The following is a 26194-nucleotide window of genomic DNA, read 5'->3' as shown; positions in this document are numbered from 1 at the left end:
TCAATTAAAATACAAAAAATGACTGGAATTTATTATTCCTTAAATTCAATTTTAGATGAAATTAGTTAAAAAGTACTAATTTTTGGGGTTTGGAATTCTTTTTCGTTTCTGTTGCAGGGCCAGCCAACCTGGCTTTTGGCTGCGATTGAGTGCGGCCAAAACTGCAATGGCTTTTTCGAGCGTGATACGTTGTGATGCGATGTCTTTATAAACTTGTTGAGCTGTTTTTTTGCGCTTCACAGCAGCACCAGCATCTAAAAAAGACTCCACGACTTGCAAGACAAAGCGTGTCACACGATTTTGCTTTACCTCTTCTTCCTCATTGCTTGATTTGGGGTCTTTACTTTGCAGGCGCTCTTTTAAATGGGCGATTTCAGCCTGACTAAATTCGTTTTGAGCATGGGGTAATTTACTGAGCTTTCCAAGAAAGTCATTAAAGTAGTCGTGTTCTATTACGCCAATCCGTGAGGTTTGAGCGAGTTTCATCAACCCTTGTCTAAACTGTGCTTGGCTAATGTGGTGATTTAACAAATTATCGCAAGTTTGATGTAGATGATGCCACTTTTGCCACGCATAAACATAGTTTAGGCCAGCGCCTTTTATATTTTGCATACCCACAATAAGTTGATGTTGACCATCTAATCCGAGCTTGGCGATTTTTCGAGTGAGTTCATCTGCGCTAATGTAGGGGTTTTCTATTAGCCGCGTGCGCGCCGCAAGTAGTGTATTTAAGTGCTCGCTTATTTCTTTAGCGTGTGCTTGCAAATCCTCTATGGACATTATGTCATTGGCCAAATGCCAGCTTTCAACTAAGTGATTAAAACAACGGCGCTGACGTCCACTATCTACATGCTGCTCAAAAAATGCTGCCATTTTGGATTTGTCCTGCAGCGTCTCACACTCCAACTGGGTATTTGGGAGTAGCGCATTTAACTTATCACAGAGCATTTGATCAGATACTAAGCATTTAAACTGTTCGAGTAATTTGGCGAGATCTTCTCGGTCATTATTGGCAATAATACGTGCAATACGTGCGCTCAATGCTTGGTTAAAGTAAGCGAGGAAGCCATCCACATTAGTGCCGATAACGACGATGTAATCAAAGGTGAGATCTTCAATGAGTATTTGTGCAAACACCTTAGTACGTGCAATACGGTCATTACGATTATTGATGAGCGCAATGGTTTGAATTTTGGGCTGCTGACTTTGACCAAATAAATTTAAGCGTCGCCAGTTTTCTATTGTAGCAAGGCGTTCATTGGCTGACATACTATTGACAAAAGACTGAGTGAGTGCACCGATGGGCGCTTGCTCAAAATGCTGTAATACACCAATATCAGGCACAATGCGCTCGGCAGTTTCTTTAAACACGTAATCTTTATTAATACCTATATACTGCGCCATTTTGCATACCAGAGCGATGTTATCTGGATGCTCCTCATAGGGGTAGAGTGCACGAATGTCATTTGTTATTTGAAACCCTTCACCCCAGTGCACTTGAATCAGTGTCGAATCCTTTTGTTCTGCTGACTTATTAAGGATTGGATACATGCTTTGCTCAGCGGTAAATACTTGAGTGTTTGAGCCAATAAAGGATGACATTTCAGTGGCGACATCTAAACCAGTTGGGCCTAAAATATCTTCATGATCAGGATAAGCATTGGTGATTGTCGCGAAGTTGTCGTTCATCCAGCGACGTAAGATCCGCACATACCTTGGCGTCAGTCCCATACATTCCCATAAAAACACGTCTGCTTTTACTGATTTAGCAAATGCCAATACGTCGCTTTGCTCCCAAATACTGGCTTTATCAAAAGGCCTGAATAATGGCAGCTCATGTTGTTCTCCATTGCTGGTGGTATATATCATCATGGCTTCGCAGCCAGTCGTTTTGGTGATCACTTTTAGCGCGATACTACTAAACAGCGCTGCTTTTAATCTCTCTGTCCCTGATTTACCGCGTGTTCCCCAACCGCCAATAGAGATAGGAATTTGTTTTCGATTACGTTGTATATCTTGGCTCACTTTAATATGACGAGACCAAAAATAGGCCATAAAGGCGCATACAAAAAACACCAGTTGACCAATGCTATTTTGATAGATGGAATATAGATACTCTTTAAACCCTAAGCCAATATTAATCAATGCGGTGGTGATGGACGTTCGACTAAACAATTGTCGGATGCTGCTTTCAACTGGGAATTGGGCTTTGTGCGTGGAGCCATAGCCGATAAACTCAATTTTAAATCCAAGCTTTCTAATCGCGTCTAGGTAGTTTTGCTGCTCAAGCTCTCCGCCTTTTCTCAGGCGGTCCAGTGAAGAAAACTTGATAGAAATTTGCCAATAGGCACATATACGCTGAATAAGTTTATGTGGACGTGTGATCAATAAAATGCCATCAGGTGTGTAACTTTTAGCTTGCGCAGGCAATTGATCTTGACTCAGGATAGAAAGTAAATAGTCAGGTAATGGCAAATAGGGTCTTGCGCTATGTTCTTTTAAGTTATAAAGCGCTTCACCAGGTACATTGGTTTCACTGATCTCAGCGGTTGAGCAACTAGTGACATGTAGCTCAGCAGATGGTTTTTGCGCCTTAGTATGACTATAACTTTGTCGTTTATCTGTGCTTGGCGTAAAAAACTCGTGCCAGAACCGCCAAAATCTTCGGCCCTTTAATGTACCATTGTGGATCTGCCATTGGCCACCTTGCTGATAGCCATTAAAGCCAAGTTCGGACTGGGCAATGAAACTCAGTGCTCTGCCTATTTCTTCATGAGCGGCATCAGTGGAAAGTGCGATGGTGTCTCCTAGCGCCATCTGATCTTCAATACTCACAATAAGCTCTTGTATATAAAAACTGTTCAGTTGTTCTCGAGTTCTAGTAATGAAGCGCCTGACTGCTGTACTCGGGTCTTGTTCTAGTTGTACATTGAGAACATCAATGAATTGTTTAAAAATAGATTCTGGCTGATCTGTTTCCAGCTGCATATTAAGCATCAGTCGAGCGCTTTGCTCTAAAATGATGCGCTTTATCTCAAAGCTTTCTTCACCTTGTAAACAGCGCTTCCAGTGTTTGAAAGCCAGTCCGTTTTCGCAAAACCTAGCGGCAGTTAATTGCTTGACGAGCGTAAAGCGTATTGCGTTTTCTGTTTCGTAGCGAAACCTGCTTTCTAATAATTCAGTGGCAAACTCATTCTCGTAGCTAGGTATACACTCTATCGTTGCTTGTCTTACCCTATGGTACGGGTGAGTGCTAAGCTGTTGTATCAGCTTTATGTCGGAGTCTGTCAATGCTCTTTGTTGTATCAGTACTTTGGGCATTGCAACTAAGATAAATAACTGATCATTATTTTTTGGTTTGTCTGGAAAATCATTTACAGACTCTGCAACTTTTGCCCACATAAAGCTGCGAATAAATGTCGGTCTTTGGTGTATCAATATTTCCAGTATATCTATGATGGCGAGGTAAGGTGTATTGTCAGCCTCTAAAAGTTCAATAAGTTGCGCTACTAACTCAGCATCTAGCTCAGGATCGGCACTAAATTCATGAATAAGAGAAACTTGGTTAACCAGAGCACGGATCATACCGTGACGAATATGCAGGCTGTTACTATGTGCCAACAAATGAATAAAAAACGGTTGTAAGTCTAACTTTTGCCAAGCAGTATTTAGGTCATTTTTACTCGAGCGCAGGTAGCGGTTGGTCAGCGCGCCGAGTTTTGCAATTAAAAATTTTAAGTCTTGTTCAATTTCAGACACTTTAGACTGATAGCGGGCGATGACTGCGCCTTCATCGAACCAGCGTGAAAAGGCCAACTTGTCTTTTTGTAATTCTAATCGCGAGGCTCCGAGTTGCTCTGCATACTTTAAGATGTGTAATTCTCTTTCTGCTTTTAACTCGGCTTTGTTTAATCGTTCAATAAAACTTTTATAGTCGGCCTCGATGGCTTGTAAATTACCATGATGATTTTCAATTTTATGGCGTAAAAACGCAATCGTTTGTAATAGTTGCCAATATGATGTTTGTTCTTGTTCTGGTTTGTTTTTTACTAGCTCCCAATCAGCTAATTCGTCCACGAGAGTTTGATATTTGTGCTGATATAGGTTGAGCCAAAATTGTTCTGTGTCGGCAAATAAGAGATCTTGAAGCTGTCGTTTTAACGTTTTATCTGCCATTAATATCTTGCTCTAGGAAGTGTGTTAGTTGTAGTGATTCAAAAATAATTTCATCATGTGCAAAAGGCGCAAAGCCTGTATTTTGTAGGTTGCCTAAAGTTACCTCAAAGCGTATGTTATGGTTGTTTCTAAACCAATCTTGTGTCCAATTAAGACTGATCCATCCCGCTGTCTGTTCACTAAAATCAAATAAGGTTTGCCAGCTCAATGAGGTTAAGTACTGCCAAGTTGCATTCGGACGGTTTTGGTCCGCGAACACATAGCTGCTGCTGAGTCCCAATGTAAAAATATGCCCTTCATAATATTGTTGCCAATTCCCGCTCAGTGTTGCGGTGTCTAGGCTGGTCCAATCTTCATTGGAGGTTGTGCTAATTTGCGCACTAAATTGACTGTCTACCCAAGGTTGATAGCGAATTCGATACCCTGCTTGCCAGCCATGCATATGGTTTGCGCGATAAAAATTGTACATATCTTGGCTAATAAACGGGTCGTCTAGGTATTCTTGTTTTTCTATGCTGGTGTAATAGTAATAGGGTTGCCACCACCATTGGTGCCTCACTGATATATCATCTCGCCAAATTTGGCCAATGGTTGCGTCAATATGGCTGGTCAAATGACTTTCTTGAGCAAGTTCAGCTTCTTGCCAGCGGTTATAGAGTCCAACTTCACTAAACCAAGGGCTTTCGTGATCTAGCCAATTATATATGCCGTTAATTGCCAAAGACTCATAGCGTAAATTATTAAGTCGATATGCGCCTTCAAGCCTATACCAGTGCTGTCGATAGCGGTTTCTCAAACGGATCCCGAAATCGAGTCGGTGAGCGGTATCAATGGGATCATTGGTCTGAAAAATACCATCTCTGTCATAGCTCATATACCCCTCAATATGTGTTCTATTACCATTGGCGCTTATCAACGGCTCATTGAAGTGCTTGGCAAGCCGCTCAAATTTCAATTCTGCTCTGTTCAATTTTAGAGGGGTAACAGGAGGGGCGACAGCTAACTTTTGACGATTAGTATTAAGTCGCCAAGCAAATAATCGCGCAAGGCGCGCATAGTTGCTTGGGATCTCAATATTACCAGCAGGGTAGAATCCAATATCCTCCAGACGCTGCTTTTTCTCGAAGCGTTCAATTTTAATTAGAGCGTCTTTATCGAGCTGCGCTAAGATTGATTGTGATGCGGTGGCATAATAAAACAACTGACGCTGGTCTAGCTCGATGCTTTGCCAGCGTCTGCCTTGACGAACTTGCACTTCTACTTGCAGGATTTGCGATAAATATGGATTTAGCCAACGTATTTTAATTAGCCCACTACTTAACTCACTTTGCGTCAAGCCAAACTGACTTTGCTTGTCTGAAATCGGCCATGCTGTTTCACCATTGCCAGTTTCAACGGCGACTAAGGTGGCAGCATTGGATACCAGTTCCGCATCAGAAAAGTGAAAGACTAGACGTATTTGCATTGATTTTAATTCTCTAAAATCTAGCGAAAGGGTGTGGTAAGGACGTATTGTGATCCCTTTTACATCGTCTCTTTTGGCGGTGTGGCGACTAAGCTGTTCTGCGATACTGCGAGTTTCAATGGGGGATAGGTCGACAAGTTGAGTACCTGCGTAGTTAAGATATTTTTGCAGTGGTACCCAGTGACCAAAGCTTTGTACACGGTCATGGAGTTTGGATAAAGATGCGGGAATATCCAAGCCGTTTAGTTTAGAGAATAACGCGGTAAACTCATGATCTGCCAAGGTTGCATTTTCTAGCCGATATAAACTGTTATTGAGTAACTTAGTAAATGCGGCTGTATTATGAGCGTTAGTGGTATGCAGCAGCTCTAAAAAGGAAGTATCTAATGCAAATTCACTAAGTTGTTGCGTTGAGTAAGGGTTAAAGTGTGTTTCATCAAAGATTTGAAGCTGCGCAAAGGTGGTCTGTTTGCTGTTCAACGTTAAAGTCTCACCAGCGCGTAATGTCACCATAGTGCTGGATGCCACAGATAAGAGCGTTTCAATTGGGCTGGTAACTGAAGTAGTGGACAATATGTCGCTGTAAATTGGCATAAAATAGAGATCATTATCTTTATCAACATGTAGCCAAGCAATGTTGTTCTCTCCAGTTTCTAGGCCAAAGCTACGGGCACTAATTTGGATATTGATGTCTGAGTGGGCTGTGATAGAAACAGGCTTTTCACCTATTTTGTAGGCTTTATATGCGGCCGTTTCAGTCACTAACTGTACTTGTTTGTTGTGGACAATATCATATCTTGGCTGAACATCTCGGAGCTGACCGCCATAGGTTGTGTAACCCAGTCTATCAAAAAGTGAATTGGATACTTGTTGTTGGTCATGGTCTAACCACAATGTCTCAAGGAGCTTACCTTGCGACAGTAAAGTACTGGTGAGTAATTGAGGGCACCCTTTAAGTTCATGCTTGAGCGCACATAAACCTTGGATATTAAATATTTGATTGGTCTGTTGATAGCGGCTTAATAGCCCTTTCGCAGCAAAATCGCTCAATAACGTATTCGAGCTTTGCAATAAAGCACCCAAGTAGCGCAGTACTGCATTGCTACGATCAAGCCGCGTAAGAACTGCTAACCGTAATTGCCAAGCACGCAGCTGTACATCATCAAAGGGGCTGTTTAATAACATCCGGAGCTTTGGAAGGGCTTCAGTTGGCGCATGCTTAGCTAAGTGCTCAACCTCCCCAAGTTTGTACATCCAATGACTCTTTGTATATTGGGAGAAAGAAGGGCTATTAAGGTCTGATTGTAGTTTGAAGTTAGACAAACTATTGATGTAACTTTTGGCTTTGTCTGATTGGATACGAGCAAGCAGTGCGGAAATAGTTGGGCTCTTAAACGCCAATTTTCCGGGCTGTGAGTACAGGAGTTCATTATTTGGTAGCGGCAGCAAGGTGCGAATTTGCAGTGCGATATCTATTTTTGCATCACTGGCGGAGAAAAGAGTGATTTGCTCTACATCCATTTCAACGTCTAAATTAACTGGGACAAATCCTTGTTTCGGTGTCACAGCAATTTTATGACGCATAGTGTTTATTTCTACTATCAACTCAGCGGCGCGATTGGCTCTGACATACAAAATAGCGCTGTTTGTGATCCTTTGTTCCTGACTCAAATCAAACTTGAGCGACTTATTTAAGCGGTTATATTGCAACATGCTGGATGTTTGGCTTTGGAATAAGTAGTGCTGTGATGTTCTTGCTGTTTGGTATATAGAAACCAGCCTTTTGTGTGTTGTGAGTGGCTTTTGGGCATTGCTGGTCGGTGTTAAAAATGTGCCTGTTGATATTGTGCTGATAAAATCTTGATGACGCCTTAACTCAAGTGCGCTGGCGCTCTCAGGCTTAAATTGAGTGAGTTGGTTGATGTTGTTTTCAAAGTAGATTTTGTGTAGAGCACGGTCTAAATTATTGACCCAGTATGGACTGAGTAATTTTTCTTGGTGTTTGATACCTGCATTTTGATCATAAATGGCGCGATGCATTTGCTCTAATTTAACCCAGGTTTTACTGCTGCTTTTTATGGTCAAATAACTGTTTGCTGGCACAGCGAGATAATCGACATTGCCAACACCGAGTTTGTGTTGAGTATATTCTTGAGCTTGTGCATCGGAGACGTTAATGATGCTGATTGGGGCATCATTCACCAAGGCGACAACCTTGCCGCCTTTTTGTAGGTCATACAGGTCGCGATGTACTGTGAGTTTTAGCTTTTTTGCTTGCTCAAAATACAGCTTCACACTTTGCTGGTTATGTAGTGGGTATAAAGTGGTATGTTCCTGTGCCAGCGCTACGGTTTTGCCTGACATTGGGAATTTGACTGCGCGACGGAAGGGGTCTCTGTGGGAGTGTTGATATCCGCGCCATATTTCAAACTTGCCATCTTGCTGCTGGTTGTAAACTTTTAAAATCCGCGATCTTGTAGAGGCACTTAATTGACACATGTGCTGCTGGCATAACCATTGCTGCTTGGTGATCTGCATGAGGGCATTTAATGTTTGCCCTTGCCAAAATGCCAGTGATTCAAGGTTTTTAAGGGGGGTTACAAGCCACTGTCCTGCAGGTAAAAATAAGTACTTAGCCTGATGATGAGTGAGACTAATGTCAGCAGCACTGCGTTCCAGCGCTAAAGTATCGGCATCGTACCACTGTACATCAGCCTGTAAGTTGGCAGTCTGTGCTAGACAAACGGAGCTCGCTAAACTTAAAAAAACAATCAACGTGAATATGAGAGGCATAAATTGAATTGCTCCATACTGGTTGATTGAGTGATCAGTCGTTTGCGCATGGGCTTACTGATCTCGATATGAATAAATCGATGTGGGGCAAGTCCTATCTTGTGCAGGATGTTTTTAGTGCCACCGAGCTCGAAAATATCTTTTTGATAAATATAGGTATGACTACTTAGGCCCGATAAACAGCGCTGCAGCTTAGCCAATTTTGAATTGTAGCTTCGGCCTTGGCTAAGTATAAAGTCAGCCTTTTTCCCTTCGGAGGATTTACGCTTTTTTTGATTAAATCCATGTATTTGAAAAATGGCGGCGTTGGGGTGAGCATAGTGAAAGGCTTTGACGGCAGCAACATGCAGCCCACGCTTTCGCTTGGAGTAATCCATTGGCAGGTCATCCAAACTTTGGCTATGCCTGTGATGGGTATTAAAAGCCATCATATTGCAGCTAGATTCAAATAGTGCGCGACCGATTTTAAGCGTGTACTTGTCGTGAAATTGATGAGGAATAGACACGAAGCAAGGGGAAGCCGCCACGCGGTACATGAGCGCGCCTCCGCCGTTTATAGGCGAAGTTGCAGTCAATATATGTACAGGGCTGCGTAATTTTCCCTGCTGTTGATATTTCCATGGCTCAATCGCTTGCGGCTTTGCTATCCAGCTATTAATTTGCTGCCAGTTTAATTGTGATTGTGCAAAGCCATTAAAGCTTGTCATGCTGATGAGCGCGATGATAAATTTATGTATTTTCATTTTGCCACCATAAAGGGGTAAGTGGTTGTGCGCTATGTTCTTCTAAAATACTTATCCACATTTCATCTTCAGCCGATATCGCAAATTTTTCAAGTGTTTGAATGTCTGTTCCTATTTTTATCGTCACGGGCGGGTAGCTAATAATATTGGTCGATTGAGGGTGCAGCATAAATGCAGGAACTTGCGATGGCATGAGCGCATACCTTTTAGTTGCCACCGTATATTCATCAGTGACGCCGATTTCATATCTCCCACTAAGGCGAGTATTAATTATGAGAGGCGCTTGTTCACTCTTTACTGCTGGATATATAAAAGGCTTAACGACAATCGATAGAGGCCTGTTTTTACCGCGATAGTCCAAAGATAAGGAATCGCCGCGATTGATTTTGTACAGACGTGTTTTTATAAAGTGACGCTGCTCGCCTTGGTTAATAAATAAATGGTTTGCTTGGCTTACACTGGTGATGATTGAGTCGTCAGTGGTACTACTCGTTGCATCAAACTCAATGTATGTGGGCGTTTGCTTCTTTAATACGATCACTTTTGGGCTTTTTAAAGCTGGGTCCTGATCCGAGTCAATTGAATGAATATCATCGAGTTGTCTAAAGTGAACTTGTGTTGGTTCACTGGGTGGCTCAAAATAGTTAGCAGGGCTGTAAATTAATGCTGTGTTCGAAATTGGGTGTCGGTCAAAGAGCGATTCAGATGCGTAATCAGTTTCTTTAATAACAGGTAGAGGTGGAGCTTCAAATAGTCGTACTTTTAGGATTTGTTGTAACTCTGTAAAGATAAACTCATTGGTTGCTTTTTGCGCAAACCAAGCGCCAATTTCAACAAAATCAGTTAAAGGGTTATCGCACAGTTGTTCGCAGACCACATTCTGATAATGAAAATCACGATGTCTGCTTTGTAGCTTTACAGCAACACTTGTTTTGCTAGAAATTCTTAATTTAACGGCTTCATCAGGTAGGCGGAGATAATATTTTTCACTTTCATTAACGGCTTGGCGCAGTGTTTCAGGTGTTATCAACCGATCAAATTGTGATAGCCGCGATTCCAAACTTATTTTGTGACGAGCAAAAATCTGGCCTTGTGCGTCGTATAAAGAGACTATCGCGTGTGAGTCCTCAGGAGTTAAATCCCGAATATCGAAGACCACATCACTGCCACCTGAAACAGCATAATCAACAGGTGTATCTGGCGTTAATACATAGTAATAACTGTGCAAAGGTGCAATTGGTTGCGCTAGTTGATACCACTGGGTTAGAGCGGGCAAACTGGATTGCACCGTCACTAAACCTGGTCTAATATCTTCTATTTTATAGCTATTATCTTCGAGCTCCACTGCGTTTAGCTCAATGGGCGGCAGTTGCTGACTCAAGTCATGCCATGTGAGGCGCAATGTACTGACAGGCACCGTCGACGTAAAATGAAGAGGGGCGGTACTTTTAACTCTAAAGGTAGCTGTAAGGTTTGGCGCTGAATAAAAGCTATCGAGATCCCACTGCTGTGCAGAAAAATCATAAGTGATGACATTATAAGGCAGTGTTTCGTATAAAATGTCACTGACGAAGTCGATATTGGGTATGCCTTGAGGCGCAAGTTTTTGCCAATCATATCGTACCGCGTTGGTAAGCTCCCACGGCGCGAGCGCATTGCCCCCTAGGGTATGGTAATTGAGCATTCTCTCGCGCCAATCAAGTGGTAACTTCAACCATATTTGCTGACTGTCATCGGTATCTGTAGATGTTTGGGCGTGAAGCCTAACTACAACACCTCTAAGTGTATCCTCTTCAGGGATAAGTTTGAGCTTGATTTGGCTGGCATTCGGGTAGCGTGACACATCTATATAAAAAGATTGTCCAGAGGCCACCGACAGCGCTTTTCTGTCTTCTATAATTTGTTTTACTTGCTGCTCTTGTGCTGCAAGTACTAGTTTTGAGGCGTGGTGGTAAGTATGCTTATTGAGTTGTACGCCCTGACTATCAAACAGTTGATATTCGATTGCATAGTTTACTGGTTCGTCAAATACTTGTTGTCCCTCAAAAATGGCGTTTGATAGCAATCTGACTGCGCGTGTTCTGGATGCTGAAAAATTAAATGAAATGTACTTGTCATTAGGTAGCCAATGTACAACTGAGCGTGTTTCTTCTTCACTGCGCTCTTCTAACTGTTCAGCAGATGCTAGCCATGTAACGCCATTAAAGCTTATCCATAATAAGACTAAGAGCAAAAATCCAGTAGCGCTAAGGTGTAGTAGCTTTTTAATCCAATACATGTATTAGCCCCCCTGTAGCGTAGTTAAAGTCTTTGATTGTCAGAACCTTATTGCTGGTGGGAGTGTAAATAGCAAGTAATTTATTGCGTAGTTTAATTGTCAGGGCAAGCTGTTGTGATTGCTCTATGCGCACGGCTTGTAACTGACAATTGGGATATTTTTGACAAAACTCTGATAGCAGTGGCAAGTGTTGATCTTGCGAATATTGTTCTGCAAGTTGCAGCACCTTCTCTAATGATGGAGGGTTGTCTAGTAGCCAATCATTGGGGCTTAATACTAAGGTATTTAAAGATCTTACTTGGGGATCTCTTGATACTGCGAGCAGGCGTTGTAAGAGCGCCTGCTCTGAGATGGCAAAATGTTGTTTAAAATCGGAGGCCAGCCACAATGTAGCAAGTTCACTGATTGGGCTAAATAGGCGGTAGCCAGATTGCGGTGATGTACCTATCTCAAGCCCTCTTGTTTGCACTTGTCCACTAACAACTTGTGTATTCACACCTAAGTCAGTTAATGTGTATTGTAATTCTTTCAATGTATTAGCGTGTTGTTCATCTGGGTTTGTGAACTGAAATGCGATTGCACTGGGTCTTACGTATGAGGGCGCGCTATGACTGCGTACTTGTAAGCTTAAAATCGGCTGCTCAGCGAAATAACGCAGCGTACTCTGGTGTACGACGTTAAATAGACTTCTCACATTACCTGGAGCCATGACATTAGCCTGTTCATTTGCGTATGGGTGTGCCCCGGCGATTGACAGTGCTTTCGCTCCAGTACTTGCAAATAGTTCGCCTGAGAACTTTAGCGTATTACTTTCAAATAAAGGCCTTGGGACTTGGATATTGAGCATGGCACTCGGGTGAAGGTTAATAACATATAGCCCTTGGCCCTGCTGTAAACTCTCTTGGTTATTGAGTGGAGCCAAGACAATATACTGAGCTTGGTCGTTATCTATGATCTGCAGCTGATAACCCATCATATTGGCAATGTGATTAATTCGGGCTAGACGGTTTAGTTCATCCTGATCAAACTCTCTATCTGATTGCTGAGCCACTAATTTATATAGCGGACCGAGAATTTCAAACTCCCAGAGTGCTGCTTCATTATTTGTCAGCTCCCGGTAGTGATTGCTGCCCTTGGCACTGATATAGGGGGCGAAGGTTTCGATTACCTCATCTAGGCTTGTGTCAATAAAGGTGGCAGCGACATTGCTGCCACTGCTGGTGCTAAGAACAACCTCTGAAAGTAGGTTGGAGTAACTCGCGCCATCGATATAGGCTTCAACCATTTTTCCATTAAAATCAGCCGTGGGCATGCTGCTGGTGTGTAACATACCAAATTGACCTCGTTCGAATCCCATGAGGTTTGTAAGTTGCTTCTGAGATAATGAAGTAGGTAACTGATTAAAAATCCAAAATTGACTATTTACCCCATAGGGGCTCAACTGTAAGTGAACCCGAGTATATTGATTTACTGACCGTATTTGCAGTACTTCAAGTTCCTCAAACACCGAGAAAAACGCACTGTAATAGGGGCTTTGCTGGGATACTTGCTGTGTTGCGATTGAAGGCGTGAATTGCGTCCCTAGTGCCAGTGCATCACTGCCAAGTAATTCAAATAAAAGTCCTGCTGCATCACTGGCGACCCGCTCACTTGACGGATAGGGAACGCTGATAATATGAGACTTACTTGGTTGTTTTGATAGGGCAAAAAAGCCCCTTACTGCGCTTGTGTCTGTGTCCTTGATATACAAGTACCGATCGTCTTCATATAAAGAAAATTGTGCCTGTGATAATAGTCGTCTAGCTAACAGGACGTTTTCCTGATCTTGTCTATTGCGATTAAGTACTCGAATTGCACTCATAAAGTGTTGAATGGACTGAGCTTGTTGATATTGGCTTATAGAAACAGGCTCGTTTTGTTGAGTATAAAGGTAACTTTTATAGGCGCTGATCTGTTGGCTCAGCGCAATATCAGTGTTGTCGCTTGAATTGATCTTTGCAGGAGTTGTAGCGAATATCGCAGGGATAAACATGATTAAAAAGCCTGTGGTTATGGCAATTAATCCCCCGACTATTGAGGTTTGGAAGGTAGCACGGATCACCAGTCCTAAGGCATTTTTTTGGTAAATTTTTAACGCTAACAGAGTGGACAGCATGTAACCAAAAGCAAAAGTATCAGTTACTTTTAATGTCGGATAATAATGTACAACAACATAATTTAAGATGATTTTGTATAAAAAGCCGATATTGAAAAAGAATAACAATAGTCGTGCCCCTTCAAAGTTTGCATGGCGCAATCGTGTGAAGGTCAATATGGAGCCGCCAAGTATCAGGATCACAGCAGTCTCCGCAAAGGATGTGAGCAATTTCGTCGGTTGCATGAGCTGCAAAGCTAGCAGTGCAGGCAGCATGATGCCGTTAAATTCCCAGCCGTATTTGATGTTGGCACGAGAGGCAATAAAGGCAGTGATCACTAAAATGATATAGGCTTTGGGCGCTGCGACAATGGAGGCCGCAACAGCTTCATACATGATTGCAAGATTGGCAATACTAAAGTTGGTAAAAGGCATGAGCATAAAGCGGACTAACAGGTATGTCACAAAGAGCTGTATTAGTGTGACCCGCATGCCATATTTGAAGCCACCATTCCACATGACGTTTGCTGTTAAGGCGATGATCACCAGGCCTAAGCTGTAGAGCTGGCTGGAGTAGTCAAACGTGATATCCCATTGTGCTAAGTACATGGCAACTAGTGGCCAAAATAGCGTATCCATCACCACTCTGACTAAAATACTGATTAGGATGATGGCAAAAAAGCGATCTCTGCCAAACATTTCGCTAAACCCAAAGCGCTCCATGATGGTTTTAGCACTAAATAACATTACAGCATAAACAACTATAGCTTCTATGATGATAACCACCGCTGATATCGGTGTAACTATGAAAAGTGGCACAAGGTAGCCTGGAACAACGAGTCCAGTCAGCGGAAATCCAAAGCGTAAATTCAACATACAAACAACGGCTATGCCAACCCAGACTGTTGTAATTACAGACTGTCCTAAGCCACTGCCGGTCGGGAAGAGTTGCAGCACCCAATCCATTAAGTCTGCACCTTAATATGATGTTCTTCAGGGTCGAGTGGTTGCATCATTTCTAATTGTTTTAACAGTAGAGCCGGGTCATCTAGCTGTTTAATTAGATAGGAGATATCGATAAATTCAAATAATATTCCGCCTACTTCAAAAGGCTCGCCAATACTGCTGGTGGAGCGAGATGATCGCAATGAGCGAATACTCAAAATAAATGTTGCTTGTCCTAACTGAGCAGGCATATACAACTCGCCCTGTTGTAAGGTGATATAGCGTAATTTTCCTTTGGCTTTTTCACTGTCAAGGTGGGTCACGCGTTCTAACAAGTCTAATGCTGTCATCTCAAATAAAGACATTTCATTGTGCTTGGCGATTTCTTCTATTTTTTGGTTGGTTTGCACTACTTGTCCAAAGAGGTTAAACATGATCGCCGCAGTGTGGATCTGGTTAAATACGTGCTCAAGCGTCGATAGCTTTTGTTCCATGTCGCCAATGGAAGATTTAACTTGTTGACTTAAAGGTTTTTGCAGTGCCAAGGTTAATACCTTGGTAAGAGCACTGGTATTGGCTTTTTGTTGATTTTCAAAGATCCGAAAGTGAAAAAGTAACTCGCCTATCTGGTTTGCAAATCGATTTACATTTTGTACGAATCGTTCTTCGTCAAAGTACTCATTGGGCTCAACCGTCATTGCCCAAAAGCCTCGAATATCTCCTGCATACATCAAAGGCACCACATATTGTGCCTCAGCTTCTTTTAAGTCATTGAAAAATGGTCTCGTTATATGTAAAGCACCAAATGCTTTGATGGCGTCCGAGTAGGGAGGACGTTCATAGTCTCTGCGCATCTCGTGGATATCGGATAAACTGCAATTAATGGCGCGTATTTCATGGAGCCTATGGTCGCCCTCAGTGCGGGCAAGGAAAATCGAACGATTTAAGGCAAGTTGCTGATTTACCAGTGTGATAATTGCATCCCAAGGGCTGCTTTGCGCGCTAAAAGCTTGCGGTAGGTAACGTCCCATCATGCGTTGTTGCACGTTGCCTATGATGTCATTTAATTCAATTTCTTCAACCCACTTTCGAGAAAAAAACACCCATAAGAGCGTCACAAGGTTGGTAAAAATAATTTGTCCAGCTGGCAAAAAGTAATCAAAGAAACGAACGCTAAGATAGACCGAAGCGATACAAAGCAGGATAACCGTACAGGCGATTAAAATCCCAGTGTTAAAGCTGCATCTTTGATAGGTAATGAGCAAAATCGTTAATATTAATAACTGTAGGGCTGCAGCATATGTGATAGGCATTAAAGTTACTAAGGTCTGCTCAGCAAAGTTATCAGCAATATAAGCGTGAAGATAAATAGGGTCTTTGAAAGAGTCTATTTTTGGCGCACGTACTGGCAGAGCAAACGCTAATTGGCGCTGAGAGACGAGCACTACTTTATCCTGTAGCTGAGCTAGAAATACATCATCTGAGAGCAGTCGTGTTGCACTAAATTTAGTGAGGGCTTGTGGCGCAAGTGAAAAATCAAGCAATTGACCTTGTGCTTTGTAATGTGGGTCGAATACATGTTGCCAAACACTTTTACATTGCTCTGGTGCATCTTTAATGACGATTTCATAGCCAAGCCACGACTCTAAGGTAGGTAAACAGTATCTAGAGTCGGCGTAAGGGAAATACACGTTGTCAAAAGAGAGCTGCTGCTCACCAGAGACATGGCTGAATATCACTATGGCTTTGGCTTTATTTTCTCGTAATTTTGAAATGATGTCACTTTGTTGCGCTACGAGGTTGTCAGACTCAATCACGACGACTTGGGTATTTTGCCGATTGAGATTTTGGCTAAGCTCAAGATAAATAAGTGCATTGAGCTTGTCTAGCGTTCCGCTTAAAGTGACTAATAAAATCAGGGCGCACAGCAGCATCGTAGACCAAAAAGTCTTTTGTCGTTTGATGATAAAAAACTGCTGCTTTATCGACACGTTAGGTTACCTAGTCAAATGCTGAAAACTCAAAAGATAAGGTAACGTCCTGTTGTGTCGTGACACGTAAAAAGTCCAGCCCGTGAATAGCGTTGCTCTGCCAAACGTTATCGGACAACGAGATATCTTTTTGCCATGATATGAGGGCTAAATCATCTAAGATGAGCGTTGCTTCGCCATCATCTGGCGGCGAATGTATAAAGGTTAATTTAACTGCACGAGCGGGTAGTTGTTCAGGTCCAAGCGTATTTGTATCATCAGGTAGTGAAAAGCTATATTCAAACTTTCGCCAATTATATTCCCCAGGCTCAGCAAGGCGAATGGTTTGTTCTGAGAAGAGCAGGTTGTCTTCTGATGTCGTGATAGAGAGTTCAACATCCAATGCACCAGCGTTCATTCCTTTATTGTATCCGTAGAGGCTCATGTCATGATATGCAAGCAATGTAGATTCATTGGGGGTAATGGGCATAGTCCGAATCGTATGTTTAAAGGGCATACGTAAAGGCCTATTGTCGAATTGGGTACGAACTAGGCACATGGCTTGTTTGCCACTGCGCGCGCCTGTTAAGCACGGGGTGATATTTTCGCTGTCATTTTCCCAACGAGAAACCTCACCAAATGTGTCATCGTTATCCCAATCTTCAAAGTCACCAAATAACATCAAGTCTCTGCCTAATTTTAGTGATGCTGAACCGCTAGATGATACCTTAGTCAAAAAGGCATTACTCGGTACAAACTCCCTTAAATCAACAATATGCTGACCCGCGCTGAGTGATATTTGAGCAGTTTTTACAAGATTTGGCGCACGGCTATTATAAAAATCGATTTCCGCATAACCAGTGCGAGGAATGACTGAGACACCGCCTTGAGAGAACTCACCAAGTCGTCTCATTAGGTAGTCACTTAAAAAACCAGTGACTAATTTGGGTTGATAGTCTTCTAGGTAAATAGGGTAAGCCCGAGCGCGTGTGGTTTTGGGGGTTGCATTTGGCATCACCTCCAATGTTACAGCGACGCCGAGTAATGTTTCAATACGATTCTGTTCAAATACAAAGTTACCTAATCCGAGTAACACGGGGGTTTCGTTTTGCAGGCTGAAGCCTTGTGCAACGTGAGGGTGGTGCGCAATCAGTAAATCAGGTTTTAGCTCACTGAGTAAATTAAATCGATTACTGATATAACGCGTGGGTGCATACGAGTATTCGTCACCGCCATGTAGCTGTGCTATGGCATAATCACTTTGTGCGATTGCTTGCTCTACAGCCGAAGTAGCTTGCTGGCTTTGGGTGAGATCTGCTGCACCGCCTTTTTGCTCCTCGGCAATATAATTAATGGGGTTGTCATCGCCAGTAATGGATGTTGCAGAAACGAGTCCAAGTGAAAACCCTTTTACCGAGGTAATTAGGGGGGCATAAGCTTCTGTGTTGTTGTTGCCTACTCCACTGTACAGTAAGCCAGCCTCTGATACATACTTGACGGTATCTTCTAAGCCAGGCTGCAAATAGTCATAAACGTGATTGTTACCCAAAGCGACATAATCGACACCGATTTCTGTGAGCCCTTGCAATGTTTCCGGCAAGGAGAAAAAAGCAAATTCTTTGGTTGGGTGCACACTGGTGGGAGTATCTAGAATAGGGGTTTCAAGATTAACCGATGAAAAGTCAGCATGCTCGACTAAAGGTTTTAAATACCGAGTAATTTCAACGGCGTTTTGGGCTGCAGAACCAGCACGAATAAGTGCCCCTTCAACATCTGGTACCGAATTGCCCATAGTGGTTAAACTTGGGTCCATATAGCGTCTACCAAACATGGTATCACCGGCAAAAAATAAGGTGATTGCTCCCTCGGGCTTGGCGACTAAGCGCAAATTGAGCTGTGTATTGGTACTTGTTACCTGCACTGTGGTGAGTAACGGCTCGAAGCCTTCTTTGAAAACAGAAATACTGTAATTACCGGGTTTTAAAGTAGGTATAGCAATAACACCGCTGCTATTGGATTGATAGGTATTGCCAGCAATAACGACTGTCGCGTCGATGACATTATTATTAAACGTATCGGCAATGTTGATTTGCCACTGCAGCGATTCGTTTTGCTGTTTGTCTTGCTCGGTTTGTTCAGCTTGCTGAGATTCGGTTGGTCCTGTCTCATAAGGGTCTTCAACAGAGCAAGCGCTAAGAAAAATGGATGTTAGAACTACAGCTAGTTTTTTTGCTTTCATTGGCTCTCCCACCATTTATATTAACATTATTTAGTTATTTAGTATTATAAAGTGTGTGCTGAACGACTTGCAATCATTTCTTCTGAATTAAACATCTTAAATATCATGTGTTTATTATAGGTCATTATTATTAATTTTGACTTGGAAAATATCTGTCCAAAAATGTTTACAATTTGCTAGGCTGAAGACTATTCTTAGAGTATGATCCGGCCAGAGGTAAAAAACCGTTTTGAGGAACAGATGCGTTTAGAGATTCATTGCGCCGACCGTATTGGTATTGCACAAGAAATACTCAATATATTGGTTAACTATCGAGTTGATTTAAAGGGGATTGAAGTTGACTCGGTTAATTGCCGTATGTATGTGAGCTTTCCCCCCATTGAGTTTGAACAGTTTCAGAAAATCATGCCTGAAATTCGATTAATTGATGGTGTTGAAGATGTTCGCACTACGGCGTTTTTGCCTTCTGAGCGTGAGCATAATGAACTCAATACGTTATTAAGTGCATTGCCTGACGGGGTTATTTCTATTGATGCAAAAGGTGGCGTGAGGCATTGTAATGATGCGGCATGTAGAGACTTAAACTTATCACTTGATGAAGTGATTGGCACCAGTATCAACTTGCTATTGAAAGGTTTTAACTTTACGCGCTGGTTGGAAGGTAGTGAAGTATTGGGACAGACTACACGTGTAGAAGTTGCTGGAGAAGATTTTATTGCAGACATACTTCCTATTTCTGTGCCTCAGGCTACTGAGGGAGATGTTTTGGCAGGTGCGGTCATCAATATTAAGTCTCAAAGCCGTTTAGGCCAGCAAGTAAGCGCGTTTAGACGTTACGGGCAAGAAAGTTTTGCTACGATTCACAATCAAAGCACAGCGATGCGACGTGTTGTACGTGAAGCGCGCAAGATGGCACAGCTAGAGGCGCCTATCTTAATTACCGGCGAGACAGGAACTGGTAAAGAGTTACTAGCAAGAGCATGTCACTATGCATCAAACCGTTCGTTAAAACCTTTCATTGCTTTGTCTTGTGCGTCATTGCCTGATGATGTTGCTGAGTCCGAACTGTTTGGTTACGCAAGCTTTGATGAGCAAGTGCCGTCAAAACGTGGTGTTTTAGAGCAAGCAGATGGCGGCACCGTGTTTCTTGATGAAGTTGGTGAAATGTCTGAGCAGTTACAGACAAAGCTGCTGCGTTTTTTACAAGATGGTACGTTTAGAAAGGTAGGCGACGAAAACGAAGTTAAAGTTAATGTTCGCATAATAGCCGCTACTCAAAAAGACTTGCCAGCAATGGTACAAGAAGGCGGGTTTAGAGAAGATCTCTACTATCGCATCAATGTTCTAACCTTAGAAATAGCACCTTTGAGAGATCGCAAAGCAGATGTTAAGCCATTGGCAGAGCATTTTATCCAAAAATATGCACAGCAAAATGGCCAAGCGGTTCCTTCTTTACATCCTGAGTGCCTTGAGTTTTTAGAGCAATATCCATGGCCAGGTAACGTACGCCAACTTGAAAACGCTATCTATCGCGCAGTGTCCTTACTCGATGATAAAGAGCTACGTATTGAAAATATGCAATTGCCAACCTTTACACATGACTTAGGTTATTTGGAATCGGACTTTGAAGGCACGCTTGAGCAAGCCGTTAAACGTTTTGAAGCAACGTTATTAAGAAAGCTTTATCCTGCTTACCCTAGCTCCAGACAGTTAGCTAAGCGTTTAGGTCTGAGCCATACAGCGGTAGCAAACAAGCTGCGCGAATATGGTATTAATAGAAAAACTGTTAAGGTCTAGTGTATTTTATTTGGGCGCCTATTTCTTGGTGCCCATGCTTCTAGTAACTCCTTCCAAGCGAACATGCTTGACGCCAGAATCATCAAAATGCACGTCAATACTGACGTTATTTCTACTCAAAAAGTAATCAACATTATTGAGTGTCAGCACATAATTCCCTTTCACTGGGTTTTTAAATTCCTTCTTTGCTAGCTCTAGTTTATTTTTACCAATTTGCCATTGAAAAGCTTCAATATAGCCAGCGTTAAATTCTTGAATCCAAACTCGAGAATCGTCTTTACTTAAGGTTAAAGCAATAGAGTAAGACTCAGGAAGCTGAGACATTGAATAGGCTTTTTTGCCAATTCGGAATTTTTTGTCTGATGCTTGCCAGCCAAAACCAAAGTCAAAATCTTTTGTGATACCTGTTGGGTAAGTAACAACCCCTTTCCCGGACAAGTCAAAGTTAGCAAGTACATGATCACTGAAACTCAGCGCTGTGATGAATAAGCCAAGTTTGAATATATTATTCATAAATAAACACTTATCTTGAAGATAAAGAAAACTTAATTCAGTTTATAACATAAAGCAAGTTGCTCAAAATTTAACAAGTCATTAAATATATAACTGAACACGCTTGTTGCAATTAAAGGCTATGATACACTGGCAAGACAAATTACTGGTTAGACCAATTGGAACATGAATTTATACTTTCGCTTATTGCTTCTGTTTTGGAAAATTAGACAAAATAAAAATTATGAAGGGATGTTGGAGCCAACAAGCATTGACTTTAGAGCATTGCCAACGGACTGTGATATCAATTTACATCTAACAAATTCGCGTTATTTAGCAATGATGGACATTGCCAGGACTTGGATGACAGAGCGATTAGGCTTGCTCAATAAAATCCTCAAAAGAAAATGGTTTCCTATCGTAAATGCAACAGCGATCACTTATATTCGCGACATTAAACCTATGCAAAAGTTTTCAGTGACGACGCGTGTGGTAGGTTGGGATCATAAGTATTTTTATATAGAGCAAAAATTTCATTCTGAACGAGGCTTACATGCTATTGCCTACGTCAGAGGCGTATTTAAAAGCCGAAAAGGTATCGTTGCGGTTGAAGATTTATTAGAGCTGGCGGAGTTTAAAGGGGACCAGCCTGAGCTGCCCAGCGAAATTGTGCATTGGAAAGAAATGCTGGAACAGAAAAAAGCGAACAATAAAAAGGCCACATAAGTGGCCAAGATTGAGAAATCTATTTTATGTATTAGAACTTGTATTTAGCACCAATCATTGCTACAAATGGGTCAATTTCAACATCAGAAGTAAGCGCTTGGCTACCATTTGCATAAACGGTTGCGTCTGTGTCGATATCCATTTTCGAAACCATCACATGCAAGCCCCACTTGTCATTGATTTCATAATTCAAACCTAGCTGTAACGCTAATCCAAATGAGCTCTCTAGGTCTACTTTTACGTCATCCGTACCTAGCGTCTGCTTTAATGCCGCACTCGGTTCTTCATCGAAGAAGACTGTATAGTTTAAACCCGCACCAATGAATGGACGTAATTTAGCACTCTTGTCAAAGAAGTGGTATTGCGCTAAAAGTGTCGGCGGTAAGTGTTTAATTTTTGTAATGTCATTACCAGCCAAACCGCCTTCACCTTGCACAGTATGAGAAAATGGCGTTGCTGCGACTAATTCAAATACGATGTTATCATTGTAGTGATAGTCAAATGTGATGCCTAGTTGTGTATTTGAGTCAGCTGAAAGTCCTAATGCTCTATTTTCGTTAATTGCTGATGCTGTATCAATTGGATTGACATGAATTGCACCGACGTTAACACTAAATTGAGCGTGAGCGAGTGGTGCAGTCACTAATAAAGTTGAAATTAAAGCAGCTGTTAGTTTATTCATTTTCATCTCCTGAACCTATACCAGTTGGTTCTCTTTAATGGCTCCATAGTAAAGGCTCCGGTAATTAAAAAACTGTTCTAGATCAAATTTGACTTTTCATCTTTCAGAAATATTTGAAAGTTTGATTTGGAATAAGTTTTTATAGCTTTTTGCATTGAAAATTTGCTGTATTTTGCTGCTGTGAAATTTAAGAGCCGCTTTTGTGCGTGAGTTATTAGTAATAAATGTGCAATTTAGTCGACATAAATTGGACACCTTTAGCACGTTTAATGGAGGAAAATGGTTTTTTGGTGATGAAGCATGCCACAACCTCTTCAACCACATGTTCAAACTATCCCCTCAGTTGTAGAGAAATTACAACATTTGATTAGAGCTCGTTCAATTACGCCCGATGACGCTGGGACTATCGCATTGTTGCACAAGCAATTACAAAAATGTGATTTTGAGGTTGAGCTGATTGAATCTAACGGGGTAAAAAATTTAATTGCCTGTAAGCATTTTGGCGATGGTCCTGTTTTTGCATATTCTGGACATGTGGATGTTGTCCCGGCTACGCCTGAAGGCTGGGTTGTCGACCCGTTTTCGGCTGAGATTGTAGATGATATTATTTACGGTCGAGGCGCTGCAGATATGAAGGGCTCGGTGGCTGCCATGCTCAATGCAACCATAGATTTTTGTCTATCAAGCACTAAAAAGAATGGTTCATTTTATTGGCTGATCACATCAGATGAAGAAGGCGAAGCAACTGATGGCTCTGTCCTTATCGCTGAGTATTTAAAGAAAAGAGGTGTGGTGTTGGATGCTTGCCTGGTTGGTGAGCCAACTTCGCATAAACTAGTAGGGGACACCATAAAAAATGGGCGACGAGGCGCAATTTCCGGCCGGTTTCTTATAAATGGCAAAGCTGGTCATGTTGCCTACCCTGAATTTGCAGTCAATGCCGCGCATATAGCAGGTGAGTTGGTTACTCAGTTATCTCACTTAAACTGGCCTTTGGATGAACCTGGCTCTAAAACGACGCTTCAGGTAACAGGGATAACAGTGCCTAATATCGTTGATAATTTGGTTCCTGCAGTATGCGAGGTGACGTTTAATGTACGTTATAGTCATGGCTATAAAAGCAATGATATTTGTCACAAGCTAACCGCGCTTGCGGACTGTTTTGACGCTGATATTGATATTTCTTGGGAGCGCCCTTGCGAGTCGTTTTATACTGGTAAAAAGCAAAGTAATTGCTTTTTATCTTTAATTGAAAATGTAATTGCTGAAGAGCTTGGGCAATATCCTGCGCTGAGCACTGCTGGAGGAACATCAGACGGCCGCTTTTTTGCCAATGAGTACACTCAGGTGGTGGAGTGTGGGGTCAAAAATGATTCAATCCATCAAGTTAATGAACATGTTTCTATTGCTGATTTACTCTCAATTGAGCAAATATATAAACGGATTTTATATGCTTATTTAAGTGAATAATGATGCGCCAGTTTAAAAGGTCAGTAAAAAACTTTATTTTGACAATTTCATCACTAAGACATAGTTAATGTTAAAGGGCGCGTTGCTTGTGCTCTTTTTTTGTTGATTTAGGGCTTTTTAAAATTACGAGCACTAAGTCATCTTATAGAGGTTGTAAGCACCATTTTATTATTTATCAGGTTATCTATATTTAATTGAGTAATAATCATACCTAATTTTTAAGTAAAGTTGCTTTATCTATTATATGCTTTCTACGTATTAGAATACTGTTGTAATGTTTCTAAAAAGAAGTTTAATTTTGGACTAAATTGTTTTTTTGAGTTGATACACAATTTAGTGAAACCTTGATATGAGGGGCAATTACATTTTCGTAAGAGCTTGGCGTAATTGGTTTAATGTTTACTTGTTGTATGAGAAATGCTCAGGTATGATCTGGAATTGAATTCGGCACAAATGCGCAATAAAGATAATAAGTAATGAAAAAAATAACGTCAGTGCTTCTTGTAATGTGTATGACCATTGCAAGTAAAGTATATGCTGAGCCTTGGTATGATGAAGATGACTTGGAGTGGCAGCTAAGTATAGGTGCTTTTTATGTCAATACTAAGCTACCAAAGCTAATTGGCGCCAAAAATGAATTTTCTTCCCTCTCTCCTTTGGTAGATGCCAAAATTCAATATAAGCAATTCTATTTGAATACACATTCAGGAGATTTTTTTGGTGGTTCTGATTTAGGCTACCAGTTGATACAAGAGGAAGATTGGGGATTAGATGCGATTTTTGGTAATTATCAAATACCATTTTCTGATACCGGTTATTATTCAAACGAAGATGATAAAGTAGAAGAGCTAAAAACGATTAATCGTCGCAAAGTCGATCAGTCCATAGGTCTTGCTTATTATCAAAACGTTGGAGAATTTTTGGCGGTTGCTGAGTTGGTCTATGATGTCTTCGGTGACTCTAATGGCTGGGTTTTTCATATAGAAGCAACGCGCAACTTTGAATTGCGCAATTGGGATCTTTGGTTGAACTTTGGTGCTAATTATTACTCGCAAAATTTTAATAATTATTTTTATGGTGTATCGCCTTCAGAAGTAAATGATTATTTGTACGGCTTTACTGCTGGAGATGGCGCTACCGCATTTGTTCAAACTCAAGTTAACTATCCTGTCGCACAAAATTGGGTATATAGTGCTGGCGCTTCAATTTTAGTCGGTTCAGGCGGTGTCAAAAGTAGTCCACTGATTGATTCAAACTATGCTCGAGTATTTTTTACTGGAGTGAAGTATGTATTTTAGATTTGCTTGGGTAATTATGGTTTCGTTTATAGCATTGCCACATAAGTCAATGGCTAGCGAAACTCGTAAAGGGATATTAAATGCATCACCTACTAAATGTGTTGCGCTGAACCAAGGACGTACCTGCTATGCTGATGTTATATTTGACATATCAGCACCAACTGCAGGGGACTATTGCCTTAGAGAAAGTGAATCTAAACGCATTTTACAATGTTGGGCTAACACCGACAGCTTCACATATACATTGAATTTTGGCTCTGTCGAGAGCGTAAGTTATGAACTAATTGCCAAAACACATAGAGATGTATTAGCTGTAACTACAATCGAGGTTAACTGGGTTCACAAGGTACGTACTAAAAAAAGGCGTTGGCGTCTTTTCTAATCTAATGAATAGTGGTCATGTATTATGCATGACCACTGTTTTCCTTAATTACACTGTTCAATCAATCTACGTAAGTGGGTGCCGATATCTTCAGTTTTTGTTTGACCTTGTTCTAGTAGCGTTGCGAACTGTGTTTGTAACTCAGCTAAGTCATAAGTTTGCAATAAAGCTTTCAGATAGGTCACCGTTTCAGCGCCAGCTTTTAACAACTCAGGTATGCTGTCCAAACTGATCTCTTGTTCTGTTAAACTGGCTATTGAATTTGCTAATTCCGCGACACTTGCGCCATCTTGCAGTGCACCTTCTACTTCAACTAATGCACCCATCGGGTCACCGTCAAGTTTGCTCGCAACACAACTGGCCATAGTACCTGCTTGTGCGCTTTGTGCCATAGCTTCGAGCCCTTGTTCTCGGATCTGCTCGATAACCGCTTGAAGCTCTTGGTTTTCAGACAAATACTGCGCTTCTATTTGGGCTTTAGAGTTTTCAAATACATCACATCCAGTGGTAAAAAATACACTCAAACCCATTAAAACAGCGATACGTTTCATAAACTCACCTAATTAACCTAATTCAGGTCCAGTCTACTCATTCATGCTTTGAT

Annotated in this window: 15 protein-coding genes; 5 read left to right on the top strand and 10 right to left on the bottom strand. The window is 41.6% G+C overall.

Annotated elements, in window-relative coordinates; all coding sequences use genetic code 11:
• Positions 1-75: 75 nt before the first annotated feature.
• The 7 genes from QNM16_RS07425 to QNM16_RS07395 are packed head-to-tail and all read right to left on the bottom strand — an operon-like array spanning position 76 to position 18743.
• Positions 76-4176 carry a poly-gamma-glutamate synthase PgsB gene (locus tag QNM16_RS07425; RefSeq protein WP_284019924.1) on the bottom strand — a complete coding sequence of 1367 codons (4101 nt, stop codon included), beginning with the start codon at positions 4174-4176 and terminating at the stop codon, positions 76-78.
• Positions 4166-8434: a hypothetical protein gene (locus tag QNM16_RS07420; RefSeq protein WP_284019923.1), complete on the bottom strand. Its 4269-nt coding sequence runs from the start codon at positions 8432-8434 to the stop codon at positions 4166-4168. The genes QNM16_RS07425 and QNM16_RS07420 overlap by 11 nt, the downstream gene beginning before the upstream one ends.
• Positions 8413-9177 (bottom strand): hypothetical protein, encoded by a 765-nt coding sequence (locus QNM16_RS07415; protein WP_284019922.1) that lies wholly within the window; start codon positions 9175-9177, stop codon positions 8413-8415. The genes QNM16_RS07420 and QNM16_RS07415 overlap by 22 nt, the downstream gene beginning before the upstream one ends.
• Positions 9164-11455, bottom strand: coding sequence for a hypothetical protein (locus QNM16_RS07410; protein ID WP_284019921.1), 2292 nt, complete (start codon positions 11453-11455; stop codon positions 9164-9166). Before QNM16_RS07410 ends, QNM16_RS07415 begins: the two co-directional genes overlap by 14 nt.
• Positions 11442-14555 carry a poly-gamma-glutamate biosynthesis protein PgsC/CapC gene (locus QNM16_RS07405; RefSeq protein ID WP_284019920.1) on the bottom strand — a complete coding sequence of 1038 codons (3114 nt, stop codon included), beginning with the start codon at positions 14553-14555 and terminating at the stop codon, positions 11442-11444. Before QNM16_RS07405 ends, QNM16_RS07410 begins: the two co-directional genes overlap by 14 nt.
• Positions 14555-16525, bottom strand: coding sequence for a hypothetical protein (locus QNM16_RS07400; RefSeq protein WP_284019919.1), 1971 nt, complete (start codon positions 16523-16525; stop codon positions 14555-14557). Before QNM16_RS07400 ends, QNM16_RS07405 begins: the two co-directional genes overlap by 1 nt.
• Positions 16526-16535: 10 nt before the next feature.
• Complete coding sequence (locus QNM16_RS07395; protein WP_284019918.1) at positions 16536-18743, bottom strand: CapA family protein; 2208 nt, start codon at positions 18741-18743, stop codon at positions 16536-16538.
• A 240-nt stretch (positions 18744-18983) separates the two neighbouring features.
• Here QNM16_RS07395 and tyrR point away from each other — a divergent pair, with 240 nt between their 5' ends.
• The gene (gene tyrR / locus QNM16_RS07390; protein ID WP_063361768.1) at positions 18984-20540 is read left to right on the top strand and encodes a transcriptional regulator TyrR; all 1557 of its coding nucleotides are present in this window, start codon (positions 18984-18986) and stop codon (positions 20538-20540) included.
• Between the two features lie 18 nt (positions 20541-20558).
• Here tyrR and QNM16_RS07385 read toward each other — a convergent pair whose 3' ends face one another.
• Positions 20559-21053, bottom strand: coding sequence for a hypothetical protein (locus QNM16_RS07385; protein ID WP_284019917.1), 495 nt, complete (start codon positions 21051-21053; stop codon positions 20559-20561).
• A 165-nt stretch (positions 21054-21218) separates the two neighbouring features.
• Here QNM16_RS07385 and QNM16_RS07380 point away from each other — a divergent pair, with 165 nt between their 5' ends.
• Entirely contained in the window at positions 21219-21758 is a 540-nt protein-coding gene (locus tag QNM16_RS07380; RefSeq protein WP_284019916.1) for a thioesterase family protein, read from the top strand.
• 31 nt (positions 21759-21789) lie between these two features.
• Here the strand turns inward: QNM16_RS07380 and QNM16_RS07375 are convergent, their stop codons facing one another.
• Positions 21790-22440: an OmpW/AlkL family protein gene (locus QNM16_RS07375; protein WP_417709514.1), complete on the bottom strand. Its 651-nt coding sequence runs from the start codon at positions 22438-22440 to the stop codon at positions 21790-21792.
• Positions 22441-22740: 300 nt separating this feature from the next.
• Here QNM16_RS07375 and dapE point away from each other — a divergent pair, with 300 nt between their 5' ends.
• From dapE to QNM16_RS07360, 3 genes are all read left to right on the top strand, one after another.
• Positions 22741-23910 (top strand): succinyl-diaminopimelate desuccinylase, encoded by a 1170-nt coding sequence (gene dapE, locus QNM16_RS07370; protein WP_284019914.1) that lies wholly within the window; start codon positions 22741-22743, stop codon positions 23908-23910.
• A gap of 476 nt (positions 23911-24386) precedes the next feature.
• Positions 24387-25208, top strand: coding sequence for a MipA/OmpV family protein (locus tag QNM16_RS07365; RefSeq protein WP_284019913.1), 822 nt, complete (start codon positions 24387-24389; stop codon positions 25206-25208).
• Entirely contained in the window at positions 25198-25590 is a 393-nt protein-coding gene (locus tag QNM16_RS07360) for a DUF3019 domain-containing protein (RefSeq protein ID WP_284019912.1), read from the top strand. Before QNM16_RS07365 ends, QNM16_RS07360 begins: the two co-directional genes overlap by 11 nt.
• 44 nt (positions 25591-25634) lie before the next feature.
• Here QNM16_RS07360 and QNM16_RS07355 read toward each other — a convergent pair whose 3' ends face one another.
• A complete protein-coding gene (locus tag QNM16_RS07355) occupies positions 25635-26141 on the bottom strand; it encodes a hypothetical protein (protein WP_284019911.1) in 507 nt (168 codons plus the stop codon).
• Positions 26142-26194 lie beyond the last annotated feature (53 nt).

It is taken from the genome of Pseudoalteromonas umbrosa, from assembly GCF_030125375.1.
Classification (GTDB): Bacteria; Pseudomonadota; Gammaproteobacteria; order Enterobacterales; family Alteromonadaceae; genus Pseudoalteromonas; species Pseudoalteromonas umbrosa.
This window is presented reverse-complemented; position numbering and strand designations above follow the sequence as displayed.

Bases quoted from the DNA above. Each gene is read 5' to 3' on its own strand.
- QNM16_RS07365 (WP_284019913.1), top strand. From the start codon at position 24,387: ATGAAAAAAATAACGTCAGTGCTTCTTGTAATGTGTATGACCATTGCA.
- QNM16_RS07360 (WP_284019912.1), top strand. From the start codon at position 25,198: ATGTATTTTAGATTTGCTTGGGTAATTATGGTTTCGTTTATAGCATTG.
- dapE (WP_284019914.1), top strand. From the start codon at position 22,741: ATGCCACAACCTCTTCAACCACATGTTCAAACTATCCCCTCAGTTGTA.
- QNM16_RS07375 (WP_417709514.1), bottom strand. From the start codon at position 22,440: ATGAATAAACTAACAGCTGCTTTAATTTCAACTTTATTAGTGACTGCA.
- QNM16_RS07395 (WP_284019918.1), bottom strand. From the start codon at position 18,743: ATGAAAGCAAAAAAACTAGCTGTAGTTCTAACATCCATTTTTCTTAGC.
- QNM16_RS07355 (WP_284019911.1), bottom strand. From the start codon at position 26,141: ATGAAACGTATCGCTGTTTTAATGGGTTTGAGTGTATTTTTTACCACT.
- QNM16_RS07380 (WP_284019916.1), top strand. From the start codon at position 21,219: ATGAATTTATACTTTCGCTTATTGCTTCTGTTTTGGAAAATTAGACAA.
- QNM16_RS07405 (WP_284019920.1), bottom strand. From the start codon at position 14,555: ATGGATTGGGTGCTGCAACTCTTCCCGACCGGCAGTGGCTTAGGACAG.
- tyrR (WP_063361768.1), top strand. From the start codon at position 18,984: ATGCGTTTAGAGATTCATTGCGCCGACCGTATTGGTATTGCACAAGAA.
- QNM16_RS07410 (WP_284019921.1), bottom strand. From the start codon at position 11,455: ATGTATTGGATTAAAAAGCTACTACACCTTAGCGCTACTGGATTTTTG.
- QNM16_RS07415 (WP_284019922.1), bottom strand. From the start codon at position 9,177: ATGAAAATACATAAATTTATCATCGCGCTCATCAGCATGACAAGCTTT.
- QNM16_RS07425 (WP_284019924.1), bottom strand. From the start codon at position 4,176: ATGGCAGATAAAACGTTAAAACGACAGCTTCAAGATCTCTTATTTGCC.
- QNM16_RS07420 (WP_284019923.1), bottom strand. From the start codon at position 8,434: ATGCCTCTCATATTCACGTTGATTGTTTTTTTAAGTTTAGCGAGCTCC.
- QNM16_RS07385 (WP_284019917.1), bottom strand. From the start codon at position 21,053: ATGAATAATATATTCAAACTTGGCTTATTCATCACAGCGCTGAGTTTC.